The following is a 20,526-nucleotide window of genomic DNA, read 5'->3' on the forward strand; positions in this document are numbered from 1 at the left end:
GGCTCAGTCGCCGACGAAGCCGTTGAGGTTGGCTCGCATGTCGTCGAGGAGGGCGCGGGCGGCGGTGATGCCGCTGCCGTGCCAGATGGCGTCCTCTACGGCGAACTCGCGGCGGTCCATGACCGCGCCGAGCTTCTTCCAGTCGTCGCCCTGCATGATCGACTTGCCGTACTTCAGGCCGTCGGGGCCGTCGAACATGAGGAAGATGAGGTCGCCCTCGATCTTGTCGCGGTCGGTCTCGGTACTCAGGCTGGTCACTTCGAAGGAGTCGGCGCGCTGGGGCTGGGGGCGTTGGACGCCCGCGTCGCCGAGGACCTGGGCGGCGAAGCTGTTGCCGCCCTGCACCTGGATGCTCTTGGGGTCGAAGCGGATTACCGACGCCTGGGTGAAGGAGGAGTTGGCGGCGACGCCCGCGTCGTGGGCGGCGGTCCGGTAGTCGTCGAGGGCCCTGGCACCGGCGGTCTTGCGGTCCATGGCTTCGGCGAAGCCGGAGAACGTGGCCTGCCAGCCGTTTTCGTCACCGACCAGGACGGTGGGGGCGATGGCCTGCAACGCGTCGTAGCGGTTGCCGTCGGCGGCCGCGCCGAGGATCAGATCCGGCTTCAGTGCCGCGATCTTCGCCGGGTCCGGATCGCCGACCGGACCGATGCCGGGGATGGCGGCGATGCCCGTGCCCAGATAGGCGGGCTGCGCCGTGGCTCCGGTGACGGTGGCCGCGCCGACCACCCGCTCCCACAGGCCCAGCGCGCAGACGGCGTCCAGCGCCGGTGTGGACAGCACCACGATGCGCTTGGCGTCCGCCGGAACCTCCGAGGTGCCCGCGGCGTGGTTGACAGTCTTTGTCCCGGAAGCGGAATCCGGGCTGCTCGGTAGCGGGCACGCCTTGGCGGTGTCGCGCTCGAGTCCGACGACGCCCGCGCCCGCGATATTCGTGGTGGTGCGCACGATGTTCGCGGAGTTGTCATCGGTCTTGCTGCATCCCGCGACCAGACCCACCGTGAGCATGGTCGCCGCCGAGACCAACACCACACTGCGCAAATGACGCAAAGGGGAGAAGGTGGAGGCGAACGTGTTTCGGGTGGAAGCGGACTCGCGCACCGGCATGCGGGGCAGCCTACAGCGGGGCCCGGCGACTCCCAATTACGACACCTGCGCCCCAGAAATACGACACAGAGTAGGACCCGTGGCGAGCGCCGTCGGAACACGGTTTACGATCTCTCACAGCGCAAGCCAACCGTCGTTCGTCATGTGCCGAACCGGACGCCGGAAGCAGCGTACGAACGATGGCATACCTGTGGAGGTTTCGTGACTGCCGTAGAACCGCGGCCGGCCAGCCTTGTGGAGGCGGCTCGGCCCTATCCGCAAAGGACAGGTCCGAAGGGCTCGTTCATCTTCAAGATGGTCACCACGACCGACCCGAAGGTTCTCGGCGTCATGTACCTGGTGACGGCCATGTCCTTCTTCCTCGTCGGTGGCATCATGGCGCTGCTGATGCGCGCCGAGCTGGCCCGCCCGGGCATGCAATTCCTCTCGCCGGAGCAGTTCAACCAGCTGTTCACCATGCACGGCACGATCATGCTGCTGTTCTACGCGACCGCGATCGTGTTCGGCTTCGCCAACATCATCCTGCCGCTGCAGATCGGCGCCCCTGACGTCGCGTTCCCGCGTCTGAACGCCTTCAGCTACTGGCTGTACCTGTTCGGCGGCACCATGGCGACCGCCGGCTTCATCACCCCCGGTGGTGCGGCCGACTTCGGCTGGACCGCCTACGCCCCCCTGTCGGACATCGTGCACTCGCCCGGCGTCGGCGCGGACCTGTGGATCCTGGGTCTGGCCGTCTCCGGTCTGGGCACCATCCTCGGTGGCGTCAACATGCTCACCACCGTGGTCTGCCTGCGCTGCCCGGGTATGACCATGTTCCGGATGCCGATCTTCACCTGGAACATCGCCGTCACCTCGGTGCTGGTGCTGCTGGCCTTCCCGCTGCTGACCGCGGCCCTGTTCGGCCTGGCCTACGACCGCCACCTGGGCGGCCACATCTACGACCCGGCCAACGGCGGTGTGCTGCTCTACCAGCACCTGTTCTGGTACTTCGGCCACCCCGAGGTGTACATCATCGCGCTGCCGTTCTTCGGCATCGTGTCGGAGATCTTCCCGGTCTTCAGCCGTAAGCCGATCTTCGGTTACACCACCCTGGTCTACGCGACGCTCGGTATCGCGGCCCTCTCGATCGCCGTGTGGGCGCACCACATGTACGCGACCGGTGCGGTTCTGCTGCCGTACTTCTCGTTCATGACCTTCCTCATCGCGGTCCCGACCGGTGTGAAGTTCTTCAACTGGATCGGCACCATGTGGCGCGGTCAGCTCACCTTCGAGACCCCGATGCTCTGGTCGGTCGGCTTCCTGGTGACCTTCCTCTTCGGTGGTCTGTCGGGCGTCATCCTGGCCTCGCCGCCGCTGGACTTCCACGTGTCCGACACCTACTTCGTGGTCGCGCACTTCCACTACGTGCTCTTCGGCACCATCGTGTTCGCCACCTTCGCGGGCATCTACTTCTGGTTCCCGAAGATGACCGGCCGCATGATGGACGAGCGTCTGGGCAAGTGGCACTTCTGGGCCACCTTCGTCGGCTTCCACACCACGTTCCTGGTGCAGCACTGGCTGGGCAACATGGGTATGCCGCGCCGCTACGCCGACTACCTGCCCAGCGACGGCTTCACCACCCTGAACACCATCTCCACGATCGGTGCCTTCATCCTGGGTTCGTCGATGCTGCCGTTCATCTGGAACGTCTTCAAGTCCTACCGCTACGGCGAGGTCGTCACGGTCGACGACCCGTGGGGCTACGGCAACTCCCTGGAGTGGGCGACCTCCTGCCCGCCGCCGCGGCACAACTTCTACGAGCTGCCCCGCATCCGCTCCGAGCGTCCCGCGTTCGAGCTGCACTACCCGCACATGGTCGAGCGCATGCGCGCCGAGGCCCACGTCGGCTGGGGCTCCAAGTCCCACACCGTCAAGGAGCTGGAGAAGGTTTCCGGCTAGCCCGAAACCTGAGTCTCGACGCGGCACCCGTCTTCGGATGGGTGCCGCGTCGGCGTTGGGGGATATCTCATATATCCGGTGCTCGGGCGCTCTCCGGACTTTCGCTGAACTCATGCACTGTGCAACAGTCGTCCTGTGCGTGATTCAGTAGACAGGCAGCGGCCTGGAACCAGTATCTCCGCGCGGCGTGACGTCGGGCATCTGGCCGACTTCACCGCGACCTCGCGGATGCTGTTCATCGCGGCCCTCGCCGTCCCCATCGGGGCGCTCGGAGCCGGTGCGGCCTGGGCGCTGTCGCATCTCATCGCGATCATCACGAATCTGGTCTGGTACCAGCGCTTCAGCACCACCACGACGGGAATCGGCGCGGGACACCACAATCCGCTGCTGATTCTCGGCGCGCCGGTGCTCGGCGGACTGATCGTCGGGTTGATGGCCCGCTACGGCTCGGAGAAGATTCGCGGGCACGGCATGCCCGAGACCATCGAGGCGATTCTGTTGGGCGGCAGCAAGGTCGCGCCCCGGGTGGCGGTGCTCAAGCCGGTGTCGGCGGCGGTGTCCATCGGCAGCGGCGGACCGTTCGGCGCGGAGGGCCCGATCATCATGACCGGTGGCGCGCTCGGCTCGCTGCTGGCCCAGTTCCTGCACCTGACCGCCGACGAACGCAAGGCCCTGCTGGTGTCCGGCGCGTCCGCGGGCATGGCCGCGACCTTCAACACGCCGTTCGCGGCGCTGCTGCTGGCGGTGGAGCTGCTGCTGTTCGAATGGCGGCCACGCAGTTTCGTGCCGGTGGCGACCGCGGTGTCGGTGGCGGCGGTGCTGCGCCCGGCCCTGCTCGGCTCGGGCGCGCTGTTCCCGGCGGTCGGCGCCCTGCACATCACCGCGCTCACCTGCGCGCTGTGCGTGGTCTCGGGCATCGCGTCGGGGTTGCTCGCGGTCGTGGCCACGCGTCTGGTCTATGCCTCCGAGGACGGTTTCGCGCGGCTGCCCGTGCACTGGATGTGGTGGCCCGCGCTGGGCGGCCTGATCATCGGCGTCGGGGGCATTTTCGTGCCGCAGGCGCTGGGCGTCGGCTACGACGTGATCGGCGCCGAGCTGGACGGGTCGATCGGGCTGGGACTGGTGGTCGGCATCCTGATCGTGAAAACGCTGATCTGGTCGCTGTCACTGGGTTCGGGCACGTCGGGCGGCGTGCTCGCGCCCATGTTCATGATCGGCGGGGCGCTGGGCGCACTCGAGGCGCACGTGTTTCCCGCTGTGGGACCGGGCTTCTGGGCATTGATCGCGCTGGCCGGGGTGCTCGGCGGTGTGATGCGCTCACCCATCACCGGGGTGGTCTTCGCCGTCGAGTTGACCCATCGCTTCGACGCGCTGCTGCCGTTGATCATCGGAGCCTGCACGGCCTACGCGGTTTCGGTGCTGGTCCTCAAGCGGTCGGTCCTGACCGAGAAGATCGCCCGCCGCGGCTACCACCTGTCCCGCGAATACGATGTCGATCCGCTCGAGATCCTGTTCGTCGGCGAGGTCATGCAGGACGATGTGCTCGCCTTCTCGGCGCAGGACACCGCCGGTGGCGCGTTGGCTGCGATCTCCGGTCACCATCCCGATGAGGTGGTGGACCGGCGGCAGATGCTCTACCCGATCCTCGACGACGACCGCAGGCTGCTCGGTGTGGTCACCCGCACCGCCCTCGAAACGGTTGTGCACGAAGACGAATCGGATACGCCGCTCGGCAGGCTGTGCGTGCCCGCCGTGGTCACCCATCCGGAGGAGACCCTGCGCGCCGCCGCGATGACCATGGCGGCCAACGACATCAACCGCCTGCCGGTCGTGGACCGCGACAACCCGGACGTCGTGCTGGGGATGGTCAGCCTGACCATGCTGCTCGCCGGTCGGGTCCGCGATCACCATGAGGAACACGCCGCCCAGCAGTTCCTGCGCCTGCCGAGGATGCGGTCGTCCCGAGTCGAGGTCGGTGCGACGGCCTAGTCCGGATTGTGCTGATATTGGCCGATGGAGGATCCGATGGCGCGGACGCGACCGTCCAGCCGCTGGTCGCGTTCGATGGGCCTGCGCTTGCCGGTCGTGAACGCGCCGATGGGCGGGGTGGCGGGCGGTAGGCTCGCGACCGCGGTCGCCGCGGCCGGGGGACTGGGCATGATCGGGATGGGCAGCGCCGGGTCGGTCGAGGCGCTCGCGCGGGAGCTGGCCCATGCCGCGGGCGCGCCCGGACCTATCGGCATCGGCCTGGTCGACTGGGTGGCCACCGCACGCCCGGGGCTGCTCGAACTCGCCCTCGCCTCCGCTCCCGCCCTGCTCTCGGTCAGTTTCGGGACGGACCTATCGTGGGCCGAACGCGCACGGGCGGCGAGAATTCGCACCGCGACACAGATTTTCACCGTGGACGACGCCCGGCGCGCCCACGACGCCGGGATCGATGTGCTCGTCGCCCGCGGACTCGAGGGCGGCGGGCACGGCGCACCCGAGCTCGCGACCCTGCCCCTCGTGGAAGCCGTCCTCGACGCGGTCCCGGGACCGGTACTGGCAGCGGGCGGGATCGGCTCGGCGCGCGGCGTGACCGCGATGCTGGCCGCCGGAGCCTCCGGGGTGTGGCTCGGCACGGCGCTGGCGGCCTGCGCGGAATCATTGCTGTCGCCCGGTGGCCGCCGGGCCATGCTCGCGGCCGAAGGCACCGACACCATCGTCACCCGGGCCTTCGATGTCGGTATGGAACTGCCCTGGCCGCACCGGTTTCCGGCCCGGGTGCTGCGCAACGACTTCACGGCACGCTGGACCGGTCACGAGCGCGAGCTCGCCGATGACGCGCGTGCGCGGGCCGAGCTGTCGGCCGCGGCAGCCGCTGACGATCCTCGCCTCGCCCCGGTCGATGCGGGTCAGGGCGTCGGCCTGGTCACCGCCGTGCGACCGGTGTCCGAGATCCTGGGCGAATTGTGTTCGGCGAGCTGAACTGTCACCGGGAACCGCCACGGCCATCGCTGGGAACCCCGCCCGGGCCGTCACTGGGACCCGCCTCGGGAACACCGCTCACGTCGGCGTGATACCCGCCACGGCGGACGGCGGGCGGCGCGGTCCCCGCCGTGCCGACCTGACAGAATGAGCTGCGCGTCGGCAGGCATGGGCGGCGCGAATCGCGAGTAAGGAGTCATCGATTGAGCGCGTCTGACACGACGGTTCTGGTCACTGTCACCGGTCCCGACAAGCCGGGCGTCACGTCGGTACTCCTCGCCGCGCTGGCCAATAACGGGGTCAGCCTGCTGGACGTGGAGCAGGTCGTCATCCGGGGTCGGCTCACCCTGGGCGTGCTGGTCTCGTGTCCCACCGACCCCGAGGCGCTGCAGGATCAGCTCGAGGACGCCATGGCGTCGATCGGCATGGACGTGGACGTGGAGATCGGGGCCAGCGCGGTCTCGGGCGCGAAGCTGTCCACCCACGCGGTCGTGGTGCTGGGTTCGCCGGTCACCGCGCGCGCCTTCAGCGCCATCGCGCGCAAGCTGGCCGCGCAGCGGGTCAACATCGACTCCATCCGCGGCATCGCCGACTACCCGGTGACCGGTCTCGAGCTCATGATCACCGTGCCCGCGGGCGGTGACGAGACCGAGCTGCGCACCGCGCTGGCCGCCGTCGCCGCCAAGGAGAGCGTGGACGTGGCCGTCGAGCGCGCGGGCCTGGCGCGACGGGCCAAGCGCCTCATCGTCTTCGACGTGGACTCCACCCTGATCCAGGGCGAGGTCATCGAAATGCTGGCCGCCCACGCCGGAGTCGAAGACGAGGTCCGCAAGGTCACCGAGGCCGCCATGCGCGGCGAACTCGACTTCTCCGAATCCCTGCGCCAGCGCGTCGCCACCCTGGCGGGTCTGGACGCCTCGGTCATCGACGAGGTCGCCGAGCGCATCGAGCTGACGCCGGGCGCGCGGACCACCATTCGCACCCTGCGCCGCCTGGGTTTCCGCTGCGGCGTCGTCTCCGGCGGCTTCCGTCAGGTCATCGAACCCCTGGCCCACGAGCTGGAACTCGACTTCGTGCAGGCCAACACGCTCGAGATCCGCGACGGCAAGCTGACCGGCGCGGTCACGGGCGAGATCGTGGATCGGGCCGCCAAAGCCGTTGCGCTGCGCCGGTTCGCGGCCGAGACCGGTGTCGCCATGGAGCAGACCGTCGCGGTCGGCGACGGCGCGAACGACATCGACATGCTCAACGCGGCGGGCCTGGGCATCGCCTTCAACGCCAAGCCCGCGCTGCGCGAGGTCGCCGATGCCGCGCTCTCGCACCCGTTCCTGGACGCGGTGCTGTTCATCCTCGGCGTCACCCGCGACGAGGTCGAGGCCGCCGATGCTCGCGACGGCGGCATCCGGCGCGTGCCGCTGGGGCAGTAGCGGGTTCACGCTCGGTACCGTGATCGAACTCGTCCTTGATGGATACAGTCGGCCACGATCCGAAGGAGAATCCGTGCGCGTGCGAATGCCACTGGTGTTGGTGATGGCGGGCCTGGCGGTGGCGGGCTGCGGCAACTCGAATCCGAACGAGTCGAAGCCGGTCTCGGCCACCAGCGTCGCGATCACCACCGCGGTGCAGGCCACTCCGACCGAGCACGAGGCTGTCAAAATCGGGGCGGATTCTGACGGCAAGGACGTTTCCCTCGCCGTCGGCCAGGGCCTGATCGTCACCCTCGAGGCCAACCCGACCACCGGATACGCCTGGGTGGTCGGCGAGCTGGACCAGAACGTGGTGAAACAGAACGGTTCCCCCGAATACCAGCAGGATCCGAACCCGAACGGCATGGTCGGCGTGGGTGGTAAGTCGGTCCTGAATTTCGTGGCCGCCGCGCCCGGCTCGACCAAGTTGAGCCTCGAATACAAACGGGCATGGGAACAGGGCATCGAGCCCGCCAAGCGATTCACCGTGAACCTGACGGTTCGCTAGTCAGCGTGTAGGAGTGGTTTTGTCGAGCGTCGGATCCACCATCGATGCCGGTTTCGTGGCCAGGCACGCCGAGCTGGCCCGCGGTTACGGCGGCGGAGGTGATCCCGCCGATCCGGCTCTCGTGCAAGCGATGCAGATGGTGCTGCACATTCCGAAGAACGATCCGCCCGCCCGCAGCGCGCTGCTCGCGGCCGCCGCGTCGTCGGTGGTGGCACTGTGTCTTGACGAGCGGGTCGGCCCCGAGGGGGAATGGGAGCAGCGCTATCTCGCCTGGAAACGCTCCCGCATCCGCAAGGTGGCGCGGCGGGCGCGCGGCGCGCAGTGGCTGGCCGCGCAGGAAGTCGACGGTGTCACAGTCGAATTCGCGGGCGCGCAGGCGCGGGCCTTCGTGCCGGGCCCGGTCGGCGAGGTGGACGCGCGCATCAAACGCCTGCAGATCAGCGGCACCGAACTTCCCCTGGACGAACCGATCGCAATCGATCCGGAATCTCCCGTGCTGTGGGTGAATGCGGAATTGGGTATGACTGTAGGTAAGGCCGCGGCACAGGTAGGGCACGCGAGCATGTTGCTGGCGGGTGCGCTGCCGGTGCGGCGGGCGTATGCCTGGGCCGCGCAAGGGTTCCGGTGCACCGTTGCGGAGGCCGATCCGGGCCGCTGGGCGGAATTGCAGCGGCACGTGGCGGAGGGCAGCGCGGTGGCGGTGCGCGATGCCGGGTTCACCGAGGTGGCTCCGGGATCGACGACGGTGATCGCGGTGCCCTGATCAGTTGAGGAGACACAGTCGGTTGAACAGACCCGGCCGGGTGTCGCAATAGCGAAACCGAATAGTGGGTGCGCTGACCTATATGGGTAGCGCGTATCGACTTAACAGACCGGGTGGGTAAGGATCGATTCACGAGTTTCCGCGGAAGGAAACCACGACATGACAACACTGTTGGTTGTTCTCATCGTGTGGACGGTGCTCTCGGTCCCAGTGGCACTGATCCTGGCACGCATGTTCCGGGCCGGCGGCGCGGCCGCGCGGGACCGGGAAATGCTGGGACTCGAACGCGAGCTGTCGGAATTCGACACTCGCGCAAACGAAATCGCCTACCGGCCGCGCTCATCGGAGGATGACACGCACAGAGTTTTCCCACCGCGTTGACGGTCGTCCGGGGCAGTGGTCCAAGATGGACCCCGTGCCGCAACCGGATCCCGATCTGCTCATCGATTTCAGCGACGTCACCGTCCGACGTTCCGGACATACCTTGGTCGGTCCGGTCACCTGGCAGGTGGAATTGGACGAACGCTGGGTGGTGCTCGGCCCCAACGGAGCCGGGAAGACCTCCCTGCTGCGGATGGCCGCCGCCGAGATGCACCCGACCTCCGGTGTCGCCAACCTGCTCGGCGAGACCCTCGGTCGCACCGACATCAACGAGCTACGCCCGCGCATCGGAATCTCCTCGGCGGCCATCGCCAGCCGGGTGCCGCTCGACGAGAAGGTCGCCGACCTGGTGGTGTCCGCCGGATACGCGGTGATGGGCCGCTGGCGCGAGCGCTACGACGACATGGATACAGACCGTGCGGTCGACATTCTGGAAAGCCTGGGCGCGGAACACCTTTCCGATCGCACCTACGGGACCCTCTCGGAGGGCGAACGCAAGCGAGTGCTCATCGCCCGCGCGCTCATGACCGACCCCGAACTGCTGCTGCTCGACGAACCCGCCGCGGGCCTGGATCTGGGCGGCCGCGAGGAACTGGTGGAACGCCTCGGCGATCTGGCCGCCGATCCCGACGCCCCCGCCACCGTCCTGGTCACCCACCACGTCGAGGAGATCCCGCCGGGCTTCACCCACGCCATGCTCCTCAACGAAGGGAGCGTGGTCGCGCAGGGCCTGCTCTCGGATGTGCTGACCTCGGAGAACCTGAGTGAGGCCTTCCGTCAATCGATTCAGCTGGACCGTATCGACGGCCGCTACTTCGCCCGCCGCAGCCAGCGCTTCGGCCGCCACCGCAGCGGACCCGCCTCTCCGCGTCTCTAGCGGGCGGCAGATTGCCGTAGCCGGTCCCGCACCCGTACCGCGGTTGGGTACCCAACGATTTCGGGGCTACCCGATGAGATACCCCCCTCGCAGCGAGATCAGTTGTCACGTCGCGAATCGCGGCGCGCTGCGATTGCGTCTGTTGCCACCGGCGGGCAAACTGTCCGCAAATGCCGGGTACGGAGGGAGCAGGCGTGGGCCGGAGCATCGGTGCGATCGGGATACTCGCGGTCGCCCTCGCCGCGTCCGGATGTGTGGCCGATCCTCCGGCCGCACAGAAGGTTTCGAACTCCCACGCCGCGGAGACCCTCGGCAAGGCGGCGGTCCCCGCGGACCTGAACGGCAAGACGGTGCAGCTCAGCTATGAGAGCGGCTCGGGTGGGACGATCATGTTCTCCGCCGACGGGCGCACCGTCACCTACACCGCCGCGGACACCGGCCGCCGGACCACCACCCCGGTCGCGGTCGAGTCCGTGGAGGCGGGCATCTTCCTGGTTACCTGGACCGACGACAGCGGCGCGGTGATCAGCCAGGTGCAGGACTACCGCACCGGCAAGGTCGAGGGCACCTGGACCCGCCGCGACGCCTCCGGTCAGGCGGTCATCGAAACCCGCCTCGGATCAGTCCATTTGACGGACTGACCGGCGAAACCCCGGTGAGTTATATCGCTTAGCCGGGGCAACGGTTATGGTGCGAAATGTGAGCGAAGCAATTGCCCAGCCCGACTCCCAGCCCGCCGCGCGGCCCATCAAGGACGCTTCCACGGTGATGCTGGTGCGCGACGGTGCGCGCGGGCCCGAGGTGTTCCTGCAGCGTCGAGTCGGCGGCATGGCCTTCGCGGCCGGCATGACCGTCTTCCCGGGCGGCGGCGTCGACCCGTCGGACGCGTCCATCGCCCTGGACTGGGCCGGACCCGAACCGGCCTGGTGGGGCGAGCGATTCGGCACGGACGCGGGCCGGGCGCAGGCGCTGGTGTGCGCGGCGGTGCGCGAGCTGTTCGAGGAGTGCGGGGTGCTGCTGGCGGGTCCGACCGCGGACAGCGTCGTCGGCGACACCTCGATCTACGCCGAGGCCCGCGGGCAGCTGGAACGGCGGGAACTGTCCTTCGCCGAATTCCTCACCCGCGAGAACCTGGTGCTGCGGGCGGATCTGCTGCGGCCCTGGGACAACTGGATCACGCCGGTGATCGAGCCGCGCCGCTACGACACCCGGTTCTTCGTCGCGGTGCTGCCGGAGGGCCAGCTCGCGGACGGCGCGACCTCCGAGGCCGAGGTCGTCATCTGGTGCACCCCCGTCGAGGCCATCGACCGTTGGCGCGAGGGCCTGGACGTGCTGCTGCCGCCGACCTGGACCCAGCTCACCGCGCTGAACGAATTCGCCTCCACCGCCGAGATTCTCGCGGCCGAGCGGACCATCGAACCGATCATGCCGGTGTACGACCCGTCGGGCGGCGGTCCGGCCCTGGCCTTCCCGCACGCCGACCGCTACTTCGCCGAGCTGCCGGACAACTCGCGCATCCGGGGTTCACAGCGGCCCGAGTAGTTCATCAGTACTGCGGTGTGCCCGCCGCCCACAGCGCCACCAGGAACACCCGGATCCAATAGGACGCCGGTTTCTCCTGCACCGTCGCACAGGACGGACACCTGCTTCCGGGGGCCGGAAGGGTCAGGTCGCAGGTGGGACACCACATTTCACGCATTGAGAACTCCACGATCGAGCACGCCCGCACGGGCGGAGGGACACCGTATCCGGCGCCCGGGCTAGGGTGATCGGCTGTGGCCGAATTCGTGACCGTGGACCGGGGTGTGGCGGAGGGTGTCGCCGTCGTGCGCATCGCCCGCCCGCCGATGAATCTGATCGATCTCCAGGTGGCGCTCGAGGTCGCCGCCGCCGCCGACGAGATCGCGGCGGACGCGGGGATCGCGGCGGTCGTGGTCTACGGCGACGAGCGGGTCTTTTCGGCGGGTGACGAAATGGCCGAGCTGGCGCAGCTCACGCCCGCGCAGGCGGAAGCGATGGTCGCGGACTTCCAGTCGGCGCTGAACAGCCTGGCCCGGCTGCCGCAGCCGACCGTGGCCGCCATCAGCGGATACGCCCTCGGCGCGGGCCTCGAACTGGCCCTGGCCGCCGACCGCCGCATCATCGGCGACAACGTGAAACTGGGCCTGCCGCAGATCAAGGCCGGTCTGATCCCGTTGGCGGGCATCCGCCGCCTGGGCCTGCTCATCGGCCCGTCGCATGCCAAGGATCTGGTCTACAGCGGCCGTTTCGTGGACCCGAAGGAGGCCGCGGCCCTCGGTCTGGTCGACGAGGTCGTCGCCCCCGACGATGTGTTCGCCGCCGCCCTGCGGTGGGCGAAGCAGTTCACCGGCGGACCGCGCCTCGCGCTGGCGGCGGCCAAGCGGGTGTTCGAGGCGGGCACGCACGGCCACGATCGCGCGCGCCGCGAGTGGGCCGAGCTGTTCGGCACCGAGGATCAGCAGGTTGGAACACGTTCCTATTTGGTCGACGGTCCGGATATGGCCCGGTTCACCGGCCGTTAAGCGGCCCGATAACACCGTTCACCGGGGTATTCATTAGGCTGCCCTGCATGACAGTTGGTCCTGAAGACCCCGCGCCGAACCCGCACGCCACCGAGGCGGAGGTCCAGGCCGCGTATAGCGACAACAAGCTGGCCCAGGTCCTGTACCACGACTGGGAAGCCGAGACCTACGACGACAAGTGGTCGATCTCCTACGACGAGCGCTGCATCGAGTACGCGCGCGGTCGTTTCGACGCCGTCGCCCCCGCTGACGAGGTGCCCTACGAGCGGGCCCTCGAACTGGGCTGTGGCACCGGCTTCTTCCTGCTGAACCTGATGCAGGCCGGAGTCGCGAAGCGCGGCTCGGTCACCGACCTGTCCCCGGGCATGGTCAAGGTCGCCACCCGCAACGGCCAGAACCTGGGCCTGGACGTCGACGGCCGCGTCGCCGACGCCGAGACCATCCCGTACGAGGACGACACCTTCGACCTGGTCGTCGGCCACGCCGTGCTGCACCACATCCCGGATGTGGAGCTGGCGCTCAAGGAGTGCCTGCGCGTGCTGAAGCCGGGCGGCCGCTTCGTGTTCGCCGGTGAGCCGACCACCATCGGCAACCTCTACGCGCGCAAGCTCGGCCAGATCACCTGGAAGATCACCACCAACGTCACCAAGCTGCCGTTCCTGAGCGACTGGCGTCGCCCGCAGTCCGAGCTCGACGAGTCCTCCCGGGCCGCCGCCCTCGAGGCCGTGGTGGACCTGCACACCTTCGACCCGGCCGACCTCGAGCGCATGGCCACCAGCGCCGGCGCGGTCGACGTGCTGGCCAAGACCGAGGAATTCGCCGCCGCCCTGTGGGGCTGGCCGGTCCGCACCTTCGAGGCCGCGGTCCCCGAGGAGAAGCTGACCTGGCGCTACCGCATGGCCCAGTACAAGGCGTGGCTGGCGTTCTCGGCCCTCGACGAGAAGGTGCTGCGCCACGTGGTGCCGCGGCAGTTCTTCTACAACGCCATGATCACCGGTGTGAAGCCCGGCGCTTCCGCCAAGTAGGCCGGTCCGCGAAAACCCGTGGGCTACGCCTTCACTCGCGACGACATCGCCTACCTCACCAGTCCGGCCGGCGCGGCCGCCCTGGCCGAGGTGGGCGATGTCGCGCTCACCCCCGCCTCGCTCCTGAAAGACCTGGAGCGAGTGCGCAAGTCGCACGGTGACCGTGCGCCGGGACTGGTGGAAACGGTCCGCCTGCGCCGCCGCGCGACGGTCAAGCTCGACGGCGCGGGGGACTGGCTGTTCACCGACGACGCCCTGCAGCAGGCGACCCCCTCGGCTGTCGCTCGGCACCGAGCACGGCGCCTGGCGGGCCGTACGGTTCACGACGTGACGTGCTCGATCGGCGCGGAGCTTGCCGAACTGGCACGCGTTTGTCCCGCGGTCATCGGCAGCGACCTCGACGACGTCCGCCTCGCGATGGCTGCCAACAATCTCGGGCTCACCGCCCATCCCGAGGACTCTCTCCGTCCTTCCGGCGCGCCTTCGGCCGGAATCCACACGGCGGGAATGGATCCCGGCCAAAAGCAGGCCGGGATAACGGGTGCTGTGGCGGATACGCCCCGAAAGGTGCTGCTGGCCAAAGCGGATGCCCTTGTGCCGTGCAGCACCGCGGAGGTGGTGATTGCCGACCCGGCCCGCCGCGCGGATGGCCGCCGCACCCATGACCCGGCCAAACTCCAGCCCCCGCTGCCGGACCTGCTCGCGGCCTACTCCGGTCGCGATCTGGCCGTAAAGTGCGCTCCCGGACTGGATTTCGACAAGCTCGCCTGGGCGGGCGAGGTCGAAGTCGTCTCCCTCGACGGCGCGGTGCGTGAAGCCTGCCTGTGGTCACCGGGCCTCACCGAGCCGGACGTCACGCGCCGGGCCACGGTGCTGTCCTCGAGCGCCGACCCGTGGACCCTGACCGACGCCGAACCCGACGACATCCCCGAGCGCGAGCCGGGGGAGTGGATCATCGACCCCGACGGCGCAGTGGTCCGCGCCGGTCTGGTCCGCCACTACGCGGCGAAACACGGCCTGTGGCAACTGGATCCCCGCATCGCCTACCTCACCGGCGACCAGGTGCCGGAGGGCGTGCGCGGCTTCCGCATCCTCGACCGCATGGAGTTCCGCGAGAAGCCGCTGCGCGCCGAACTCCACCGCCGCGACTGCGGTCCCCTCGAGATCCTGGCCCGCGGCGTCGACATCGACCCGGACGCCCTGCGCAATCGCCTCAAACCGCGTGGCTCCCAACCGCATACGCTGGTCGTCACCCGCATCGGCCGAACCGCGACCGTCTTCGTCTGCGCGACGCCGGTGGCATCCGCCGCTCCCCGTTGACACAATCGGTCCTGGCCGGGCCATCGAGAAGCCGATCGCCGACACCACCGACCACGACTTCGATCGCTCATCGGGCGCGATACCCGCACGCGTTCAAACACCCTGCGCGCCACCGCCCGCCACTTGGCCGACAGCCTCCAAGGCGGTCCGCATGGTGATCGCCGCGGCCAAGGAACTGGGCGCGCGCGGCATTACCGTCAACGCGGTCACCCCCGGCCCGACCGACGACGACTTCTTCCGTGGCGCGGAACCCCCGAATCCATTGCGGCCGCGGCCCCGCGCAACCCGCACGGCCGCCTCGGGCTGCCCTCCGACATCGCGCCCGTGGTCGCCTGGTTGGTCGGCGACGAGGCCGGCTGGGTGTCGGGCCAGACCATCCGAGCCAACGGCGCGATGTTCTGATCGTGCCGACTCAGCCCTGATAGGTGGCGTGGGTCGGGCGCATGACGAGGACGACGCGGTCCGGGTGGTCGCCGACCGGCTTCTGATAGGAGAGTCCGTAGCGCTGGGCGAGGACGTCGAAGAACTCGCCCTCGGGGTCGGCGTCGATGCGTTCTATGACCCCGCGCACCTCGAGGTAGCGGTACGGGGCTTCCGGGTCGTTGATGCTCACCGCCACGTGCGGGTCGCGAGCAGTGTTGCGGTGCTTGGCCCGTGTCGTGGTCGTGGTGAACCGCAGGAATTCCCCGTCCCAGATCTGCCAGATCGGGGTCACCTGCGGGGTGCCGTCGGGGTTCAGCGTCGCCATGTGGGCGAACAGCGGGCGGGTGAGCAGGTCGGCGTACTTGTCGGGGATGATCGGGTGGGTCATGGTGTGCTCCTTCAGAGTTGGGTGATCTCGACGATGCGGAAGGGGGCGGGCGTACCCGCGCCGTAGGGGCCGTTCTTGTCGAACTGGGAGACCGTGACCAAGGCGTGGCCGCCGGTGTGCACGATCGAGGTGGGGATGTCGAGGGCGGGGTCGGTGACGCGGTGCCGCAGTTCGGCTTTCGTCCCGTCCTCGCCGAGCTGCCAGCGGCTGACGGCGTTGTCCTTGTTGTGCACCACCCACAGGGTGTCACCGTGCAACTCCAGCCCGTCGCCGTTCAGCGCATTGCCGTCGCCGGTCACGGTGACGCGGCGGATGGCGGCCTGCGCGACGGTCGAGACCCGGTACAGCTCGCCATTGGTCATGTCGACGACGATCAGGAACCGCCCCGCGTCATCGGCGGCCAGGCCGTTGAGCACCATGGGCTGTTGTGCGGCAGGGTCTTTCGCCGCACCGAGGTCGGCGAAAACGCGGAGTTCGCCGCCGTGCCCGCCGTGTGCGAGCGCGTCCGCGATCTGCTCCGGTGCGATGCGGTAGACCACCGGCCGCCCGCTGTCGGTGAGATACACGCTGCCGTCCGGGGTGATGACCAGATCGTTGAGGAACGGCTTGTCCGCGGCGGGCTGCTCGAATCGGGCCAGCAGCGCGCGAGTTCCGGTGTCGTACAACGCGACTCCCGTCGTGTGGTCGATCACCCAGAGCCGCCCGGCGGCGTCCACCTTCACGCCGTTGGCCGTGGTGCGCCCGTCCGTGCCCGCGGGCAGGAAGGTCTCGGCCTTCGGGTTGCCCGGGGTGGCCCGGTAGACGGCTCCGGTCAGGAACGAGCTCGCGTACACGTCGCCGGTGCGCGGATCGGCCGTGAGGCTCTCCGGGTATGCCCCATCGGGGAGTTCGTAGGCCGTGGTGATGTGGTCGGCGGCCGGGCTCGGGGTCGTCGCGTCGCCATTGCCGCACGCCGCGAGGGCGAGCAGGAGGACCGACGCCGCGGGTGCGGCCCAGCGGCGAATCGGGTGGGGCATGTCGTGCCTTTCGAACCGGGTCGGTAGAGATGACAGCAGAGTGTGAGAGCGAAGATAGATTAGAGTTCTAATGCTCGTCAAGATTCGAATGTTCCGATGGGCTATCATGCTCGGGTGACGTCGATGCCGGTCGAAGAGCGCCTCGGGACCTTCATCAAACGCGCCGAACAGGCGCTCATGGGTGCGAAGAACGCCGCCCTCAAGCCCGCGGGTGTGACCATCCCGCAGTACGCGGCGCTCTACGTGCTCAGCGAGACCCCGGGCATCTCGGCCGCGGAACTGGCCCGCCGCTGCGGCGTCACCCCGCCCACCATGAACACCGTGCTCACCAATCTGCGCGAGCGCGGCCTCATCGAGCGCACCCCGCATGCCCTGCACCGCAACGTGCTCGAGACCCGGCTCACCGCCGAGGGGCGCAAGGTCATGCACGCTGCCGACAGGCGGGCGGTACCGGTGGAGCGGGCGCTGGCGGCGGAATTCACCGAGGCCGAGCGGAAAGCGCTCATGGACATGCTGGAACGGGCCGCTGCCGTACTGGAGTCGGTGCGCCCGGAGTGAGCTGCCGGGCTCGGTCGATACCGGCTATTCGGAATCCCTTCCGGTGCTGACGGTTTCGAAGTCGGTGACGAATCTGGTGAGCAGCCGGGCGAATTCGGCGCGTTCGCGATCGGGCCAGCCGGCGGTCGCGCGGGCGAAGACGGCCTGACGATTGGCGTGCGCGCGATCGAGTGCGGTGCGGGCGGTCGGAGTCAAGGCCAAGTGGATGCGCCTCGCGTCGGTCTGGTCGGCGCGGCGTTCCAGTAGTCCTTCGGCGACGGCGCGGGCCACCAGGCGGCTGGCGCGCGGCTGATCCGTGCCGAGGGCGGTGGCGATATCGGAGACGGTCGCCTCGTCATCGCGGGACTCCACCGCGTCGAGGACGCCGAAGATCGTCGGATCGACGGCCGGGCCCCCCGCTCGCGCCGCGAACTTGTTGAGCGCACGGCGGGTTTGGCTGCGGCGAATGGCCACCATCGCCCGCTCGATGGCGACGATCGCGGGGTCGTTGTCCTTCACGCTTGTCATCGTACAATTACTTGCTAAAATACATATAGATGTAATTTTACAACTGATTGAAGATGATCATGACGACCCCCAAGCCGATCGGCTACTGGTTCAAGCACATCGACAAGACCCTGGAAGACAACTTCACCACACTGCTCGCCGCCGACGGGCTGCGGCGGCGCCACTGGCAGATCATGCACACGCTCTCCGGCAGCCCGCTGGACGCGAGCGGGCTCGACCTGGCGCTCTCGCCCTTCCTCGACGACCGAGACCCCACGGCCGCACCGTATGTCGGCGTGCTGCTCGAACGCGGCTGGGTGATCGTCGACGACGCGACCCGCTACGCACTGACCCCCGCGGGCGTCGAAGCGCACGCGAAACTGCTGCGGCGCATCCAGATTCAACGCGCCGCCGTCACCGACGGCCTCACCGAGGACGACTACCGCACCCTGCTGGATCTCCTGCAGCGCGTCTCCGCGAATGTCGACGCGTTCGCGGAGACGCTGCGCTAGTTCACTTTTCGGGCTTGAAGACGAACAGTTCGCCGATGCGGGTCGTCACCACGACCTCGCCCTTGGCTCCGACCGCGGTACCGGCGGTCGAGCCTTCCGCGCCCGGCAGTTCGTTGGACTGCACGGTCGCGCCCGTCTTGGTGTCGAAGGTGACCAACGTCAGCTTGTCGCCGATCGGCGCGACCGTGTAGCCGGTGTCGCCCGCCGTCTGCACCGGCCGCCCGCGCAGCTCCAGATCCTTGCGCTCCCAGGCGACCTCCGCGCTGTCGCCCTTGTCGCGCAGCGCCATCAGGTGGCCCTCGTCCCCGGCGGGCACCAGCAGCCCGTCGGACACCGAGATGCCGCCGCGCGCCGGGAAACCGAGATCCTGAACCCATTTGGTGCGTCCGGTCGCGGCGTCCACGGCCATCAACCGGTTGGTGTTGTCGCCCACGTAGACGGTCGAGCCGTCGGCCGACAGCGCCGGGCTGGTGGCGCTGCCCTCGTTGAGCAACTGCGCGTTCCAGTCGACGTGCACCTTCTTGCCGTCATAGGTCAGCGCGACCAGACCGGCCGTGCCGTCGCCCGGCTTCCACAGGGTGGCGTAGAACCGTCCCGACTTCTGGTCCACCGCGGACACATTCGCGACCGGGCACTGCGGGCCGCCGCTCGCGCAGTCCTCCAGGCCCTGCCCGTCCGGCGGGCGGCTCAGCGACGCGTTCTCCAGGAAATCGGGCTCGCCGAGCAGCTGGAAGGTGGGGATCTGGCGGTCGCCGGTCTGGCGGCTGAACACGTCGATCTGCCCGGACTGCGTCACGGACAAGACATTTCCGTCACCGGTGAACTGCACCGACACCGGCGTCCCGGCCGCGGGCGTGCGCCAGCGCGGCTGACCGAGGTTGTTGAAGGAGTACACCGCGCCGTCGTCGCCGATGTACACATTGGCGCTGCCGTCCACCGCCGAGCCGCCGTAGATGGCACTGGGGCCCATGACATTGCAGTACCGCTTGCGCCCGGTCGGCATCTGGAACGAGAGCGCGTTGCAGGACCCGGTGCGGGTGGTGACGTACAGCTGCCCGTCCGCGCCGACCATCGTCGGCTGCGCGACCGGACCGCCCACGGGCCGTGACCAATTCAGCGCCAGCTTGCGCGACCCGGTCACCGGGCTGGACCCGCTGTTGCGGGCGTCGCGGAAGGCCAGCGGCCAGCCCTTGCCGGACCCGACGCCGATATCGTCGATCGTGGTACTGCCGTACGCGCACGCGGTCAGCGTGAACAGCCCGGCCGCCGCGGTCGCCAGCATCTTGACCCCGGTTCGGGTGCGTCGTCCACGTCCGGTCTGCCGCCTGCCGTTTCGCACCTGCTGGTGTCCCTTCTGCCAGTACGGAAGTCTGTAGATTTTTCCCCGGGCCGCTACAGCCGGACCACAGCCTACTTTCACGCCCTATCGAGGGGGCGGATACCCTCGTTGAAACGACCGGTGAACACAGGGAGTAGTTCGTGACGAGCATGTGGGGCGCACCGCTGAGCGCGCGTTGGCGGGGTTCGCGCCGCCGGGATCCGGAGCAGGCCCGCTTCCTCACCCCCGCCTCGCTGAAGTGGGTGCTCAACAACCGCGCCTACACGCCCTGGTACCTGGTGCGCTACTACCGGCTGTTCAAGTTCAAGATGGCCAACCCGCACGTGGTGTTGCGCGGCATGGTCTTCCTGGGCCGCAATGTCGAAATCCACGCCACCCCCGAGCTGGGCCGGCTCGAGATCGGCCGCTGGGTGCACATCGGCGACGGCAATGCCATTCGCTGCCACGAGGGTTCGCTGCGCATCGGCGACAAGGTGGTGTTCGGCAAGGACAACGTCGTCAACACCTACCTTGACATCGAGATCGGCGAATCCACCCTGGTCGCCGACTGGTGCTACATCTGCGACTTCGACCACGTCACCGACGACATCAACCTGCCCATCAAGGATCAGGGCATCGTGAAGTCCCCGGTCCGTATCGGCCCCGACACCTGGATCGCCGCCAAGGTGACCGTCCTGCGCTCCACCCGCGTCGGCCGCGGCTGCGTCCTCGGCGCCCACGCCGTGGTCAAGGGCGACGTCCCCGACTACTCCATCGCCGTCGGCGCTCCCGCCAAGGTCGTCAAGAACCGCAAGGACGCCTGGGACTCCGCCGCCGAGAAGCGCGCCGCCCACCTGGCCGCCCTCGCCGACATCGAACGCAAGAAGAACGGCGTCGCCGCTTCCTGATTTTGTCCCCCCCGCGCAGGTAGGT

Annotated in this window: 23 protein-coding genes; 17 read left to right on the plus strand and 6 right to left on the minus strand. The window is 68.7% G+C overall.

Translation table 11 applies throughout. The annotated features are described in order from the left end of the window. Window positions 1–3 precede the first annotated feature (3 nt). The gene (locus GPX89_RS03660) at window positions 4–1,104 is read right to left on the minus strand and encodes an ABC transporter substrate-binding protein (RefSeq protein WP_157355067.1); all 1,101 of its coding nucleotides are present in this window, start codon (window positions 1,102–1,104) and stop codon (window positions 4–6) included. 201 nt (window positions 1,105–1,305) lie between these two features. On the opposite strand from GPX89_RS03660, the gene ctaD reads away from it, so the two are divergent. From ctaD to GPX89_RS03710, 10 genes are all read left to right on the plus strand, one after another. Then, complete coding sequence (gene ctaD / locus GPX89_RS03665; RefSeq protein ID WP_328601474.1) at window positions 1,306–3,042, plus strand: aa3-type cytochrome oxidase subunit I; 1,737 nt, start codon at window positions 1,306–1,308, stop codon at window positions 3,040–3,042. Window positions 3,043–3,177: 135 nt separating this feature from the next. Then, complete coding sequence (locus tag GPX89_RS03670) at window positions 3,178–5,031, plus strand: chloride channel protein (RefSeq protein WP_198347248.1); 1,854 nt, start codon at window positions 3,178–3,180, stop codon at window positions 5,029–5,031. Window positions 5,032–5,067: 36 nt separating this feature from the next. Beyond that, a complete protein-coding gene (locus GPX89_RS03675) occupies window positions 5,068–6,009 on the plus strand; it encodes an NAD(P)H-dependent flavin oxidoreductase (protein WP_235946649.1) in 942 nt (313 codons plus the stop codon). Window positions 6,010–6,212: 203 nt separating this feature from the next. Next, a complete protein-coding gene (gene serB / locus GPX89_RS03680) occupies window positions 6,213–7,436 on the plus strand; it encodes a phosphoserine phosphatase SerB (RefSeq protein WP_157355070.1) in 1,224 nt (407 codons plus the stop codon). Between the two features lie 73 nt (window positions 7,437–7,509). Then, window positions 7,510–7,983 carry a protease inhibitor I42 family protein gene (locus GPX89_RS03685; protein WP_157355073.1) on the plus strand — a complete coding sequence of 158 codons (474 nt, stop codon included), beginning with the start codon at window positions 7,510–7,512 and terminating at the stop codon, window positions 7,981–7,983. 19 nt (window positions 7,984–8,002) lie between these two features. Next, complete coding sequence (locus GPX89_RS03690; protein ID WP_235946651.1) at window positions 8,003–8,746, plus strand: peptidyl-tRNA hydrolase; 744 nt, start codon at window positions 8,003–8,005, stop codon at window positions 8,744–8,746. 159 nt (window positions 8,747–8,905) lie between these two features. Beyond that, the gene (locus tag GPX89_RS03695) at window positions 8,906–9,127 is read left to right on the plus strand and encodes a hypothetical protein (protein WP_157355076.1); all 222 of its coding nucleotides are present in this window, start codon (window positions 8,906–8,908) and stop codon (window positions 9,125–9,127) included. Between the two features lie 25 nt (window positions 9,128–9,152). Beyond that, window positions 9,153–10,004, plus strand: a complete 852-nt coding sequence (locus tag GPX89_RS03700) for an ABC transporter ATP-binding protein (protein ID WP_157355079.1) — start codon at window positions 9,153–9,155, stop codon at window positions 10,002–10,004. Between the two features lie 194 nt (window positions 10,005–10,198). Continuing rightward, window positions 10,199–10,645 (plus strand): MoaF-related domain-containing protein, encoded by a 447-nt coding sequence (locus GPX89_RS45310; protein WP_157355082.1) that lies wholly within the window; start codon window positions 10,199–10,201, stop codon window positions 10,643–10,645. A 127-nt stretch (window positions 10,646–10,772) separates the two neighbouring features. Further along, complete coding sequence (locus tag GPX89_RS03710) at window positions 10,773–11,546, plus strand: NUDIX hydrolase (RefSeq protein WP_235946833.1); 774 nt, start codon at window positions 10,773–10,775, stop codon at window positions 11,544–11,546. A 4-nt stretch (window positions 11,547–11,550) separates the two neighbouring features. Here the strand turns inward: GPX89_RS03710 and GPX89_RS03715 are convergent, their stop codons facing one another. Then, the gene (locus GPX89_RS03715) at window positions 11,551–11,703 is read right to left on the minus strand and encodes a hypothetical protein (protein WP_157355088.1); all 153 of its coding nucleotides are present in this window, start codon (window positions 11,701–11,703) and stop codon (window positions 11,551–11,553) included. 76 nt (window positions 11,704–11,779) lie between these two features. Here GPX89_RS03715 and GPX89_RS03720 point away from each other — a divergent pair, with 76 nt between their 5' ends. The 4 genes from GPX89_RS03720 (at window position 11,780) to GPX89_RS03740 (ending at window position 15,294) form a co-directional block, all read left to right on the plus strand. After that, window positions 11,780–12,547: an enoyl-CoA hydratase-related protein gene (locus GPX89_RS03720; RefSeq protein ID WP_328601475.1), complete on the plus strand. Its 768-nt coding sequence runs from the start codon at window positions 11,780–11,782 to the stop codon at window positions 12,545–12,547. 47 nt (window positions 12,548–12,594) lie between these two features. Beyond that, complete coding sequence (locus GPX89_RS03725) at window positions 12,595–13,572, plus strand: class I SAM-dependent methyltransferase (RefSeq protein WP_157355091.1); 978 nt, start codon at window positions 12,595–12,597, stop codon at window positions 13,570–13,572. Window positions 13,573–13,590: 18 nt separating this feature from the next. Next, window positions 13,591–14,892, plus strand: a complete 1,302-nt coding sequence (locus GPX89_RS44280) for a class I SAM-dependent methyltransferase (RefSeq protein ID WP_328601476.1) — start codon at window positions 13,591–13,593, stop codon at window positions 14,890–14,892. Window positions 14,893–15,015: 123 nt separating this feature from the next. Next, window positions 15,016–15,294: a hypothetical protein gene (locus tag GPX89_RS03740; RefSeq protein WP_157355094.1), complete on the plus strand. Its 279-nt coding sequence runs from the start codon at window positions 15,016–15,018 to the stop codon at window positions 15,292–15,294. Between the two features lie 10 nt (window positions 15,295–15,304). Here GPX89_RS03740 and GPX89_RS03745 read toward each other — a convergent pair whose 3' ends face one another. Further along, window positions 15,305–15,703: a PPOX class F420-dependent oxidoreductase gene (locus GPX89_RS03745; protein ID WP_157355099.1), complete on the minus strand. Its 399-nt coding sequence runs from the start codon at window positions 15,701–15,703 to the stop codon at window positions 15,305–15,307. 11 nt (window positions 15,704–15,714) lie between these two features. Beyond that, entirely contained in the window at window positions 15,715–16,719 is a 1,005-nt protein-coding gene (locus GPX89_RS03750; protein WP_157355102.1) for an SMP-30/gluconolactonase/LRE family protein, read from the minus strand. 123 nt (window positions 16,720–16,842) lie between these two features. On the opposite strand from GPX89_RS03750, the gene GPX89_RS03755 reads away from it, so the two are divergent. After that, window positions 16,843–17,277: a MarR family winged helix-turn-helix transcriptional regulator gene (locus GPX89_RS03755; protein WP_157386999.1), complete on the plus strand. Its 435-nt coding sequence runs from the start codon at window positions 16,843–16,845 to the stop codon at window positions 17,275–17,277. Between the two features lie 24 nt (window positions 17,278–17,301). Here GPX89_RS03755 and GPX89_RS03760 read toward each other — a convergent pair whose 3' ends face one another. Beyond that, complete coding sequence (locus GPX89_RS03760; protein ID WP_328601477.1) at window positions 17,302–17,775, minus strand: MarR family winged helix-turn-helix transcriptional regulator; 474 nt, start codon at window positions 17,773–17,775, stop codon at window positions 17,302–17,304. Between the two features lie 68 nt (window positions 17,776–17,843). On the opposite strand from GPX89_RS03760, the gene GPX89_RS03765 reads away from it, so the two are divergent. Then, window positions 17,844–18,275 carry a MarR family winged helix-turn-helix transcriptional regulator gene (locus GPX89_RS03765; RefSeq protein WP_157355106.1) on the plus strand — a complete coding sequence of 144 codons (432 nt, stop codon included), beginning with the start codon at window positions 17,844–17,846 and terminating at the stop codon, window positions 18,273–18,275. Between the two features lies 1 nt (window position 18,276). On the opposite strand, the gene GPX89_RS03770 is transcribed toward GPX89_RS03765, so the two are convergent. Further along, complete coding sequence (locus tag GPX89_RS03770; protein WP_157355109.1) at window positions 18,277–19,557, minus strand: outer membrane protein assembly factor BamB family protein; 1,281 nt, start codon at window positions 19,555–19,557, stop codon at window positions 18,277–18,279. Between the two features lie 197 nt (window positions 19,558–19,754). Here GPX89_RS03770 and GPX89_RS03775 point away from each other — a divergent pair, with 197 nt between their 5' ends. Further along, window positions 19,755–20,501, plus strand: coding sequence for an acyltransferase (locus GPX89_RS03775; protein WP_328601478.1), 747 nt, complete (start codon window positions 19,755–19,757; stop codon window positions 20,499–20,501). Window positions 20,502–20,526: the final 25 nt, after the last annotated feature.

The sequence above is a fragment of the Nocardia terrae genome (genome assembly GCF_009760405.1).
GTDB classification, from domain to species: Bacteria; Actinomycetota; Actinomycetes; order Mycobacteriales; family Mycobacteriaceae; genus Nocardia; species Nocardia terrae.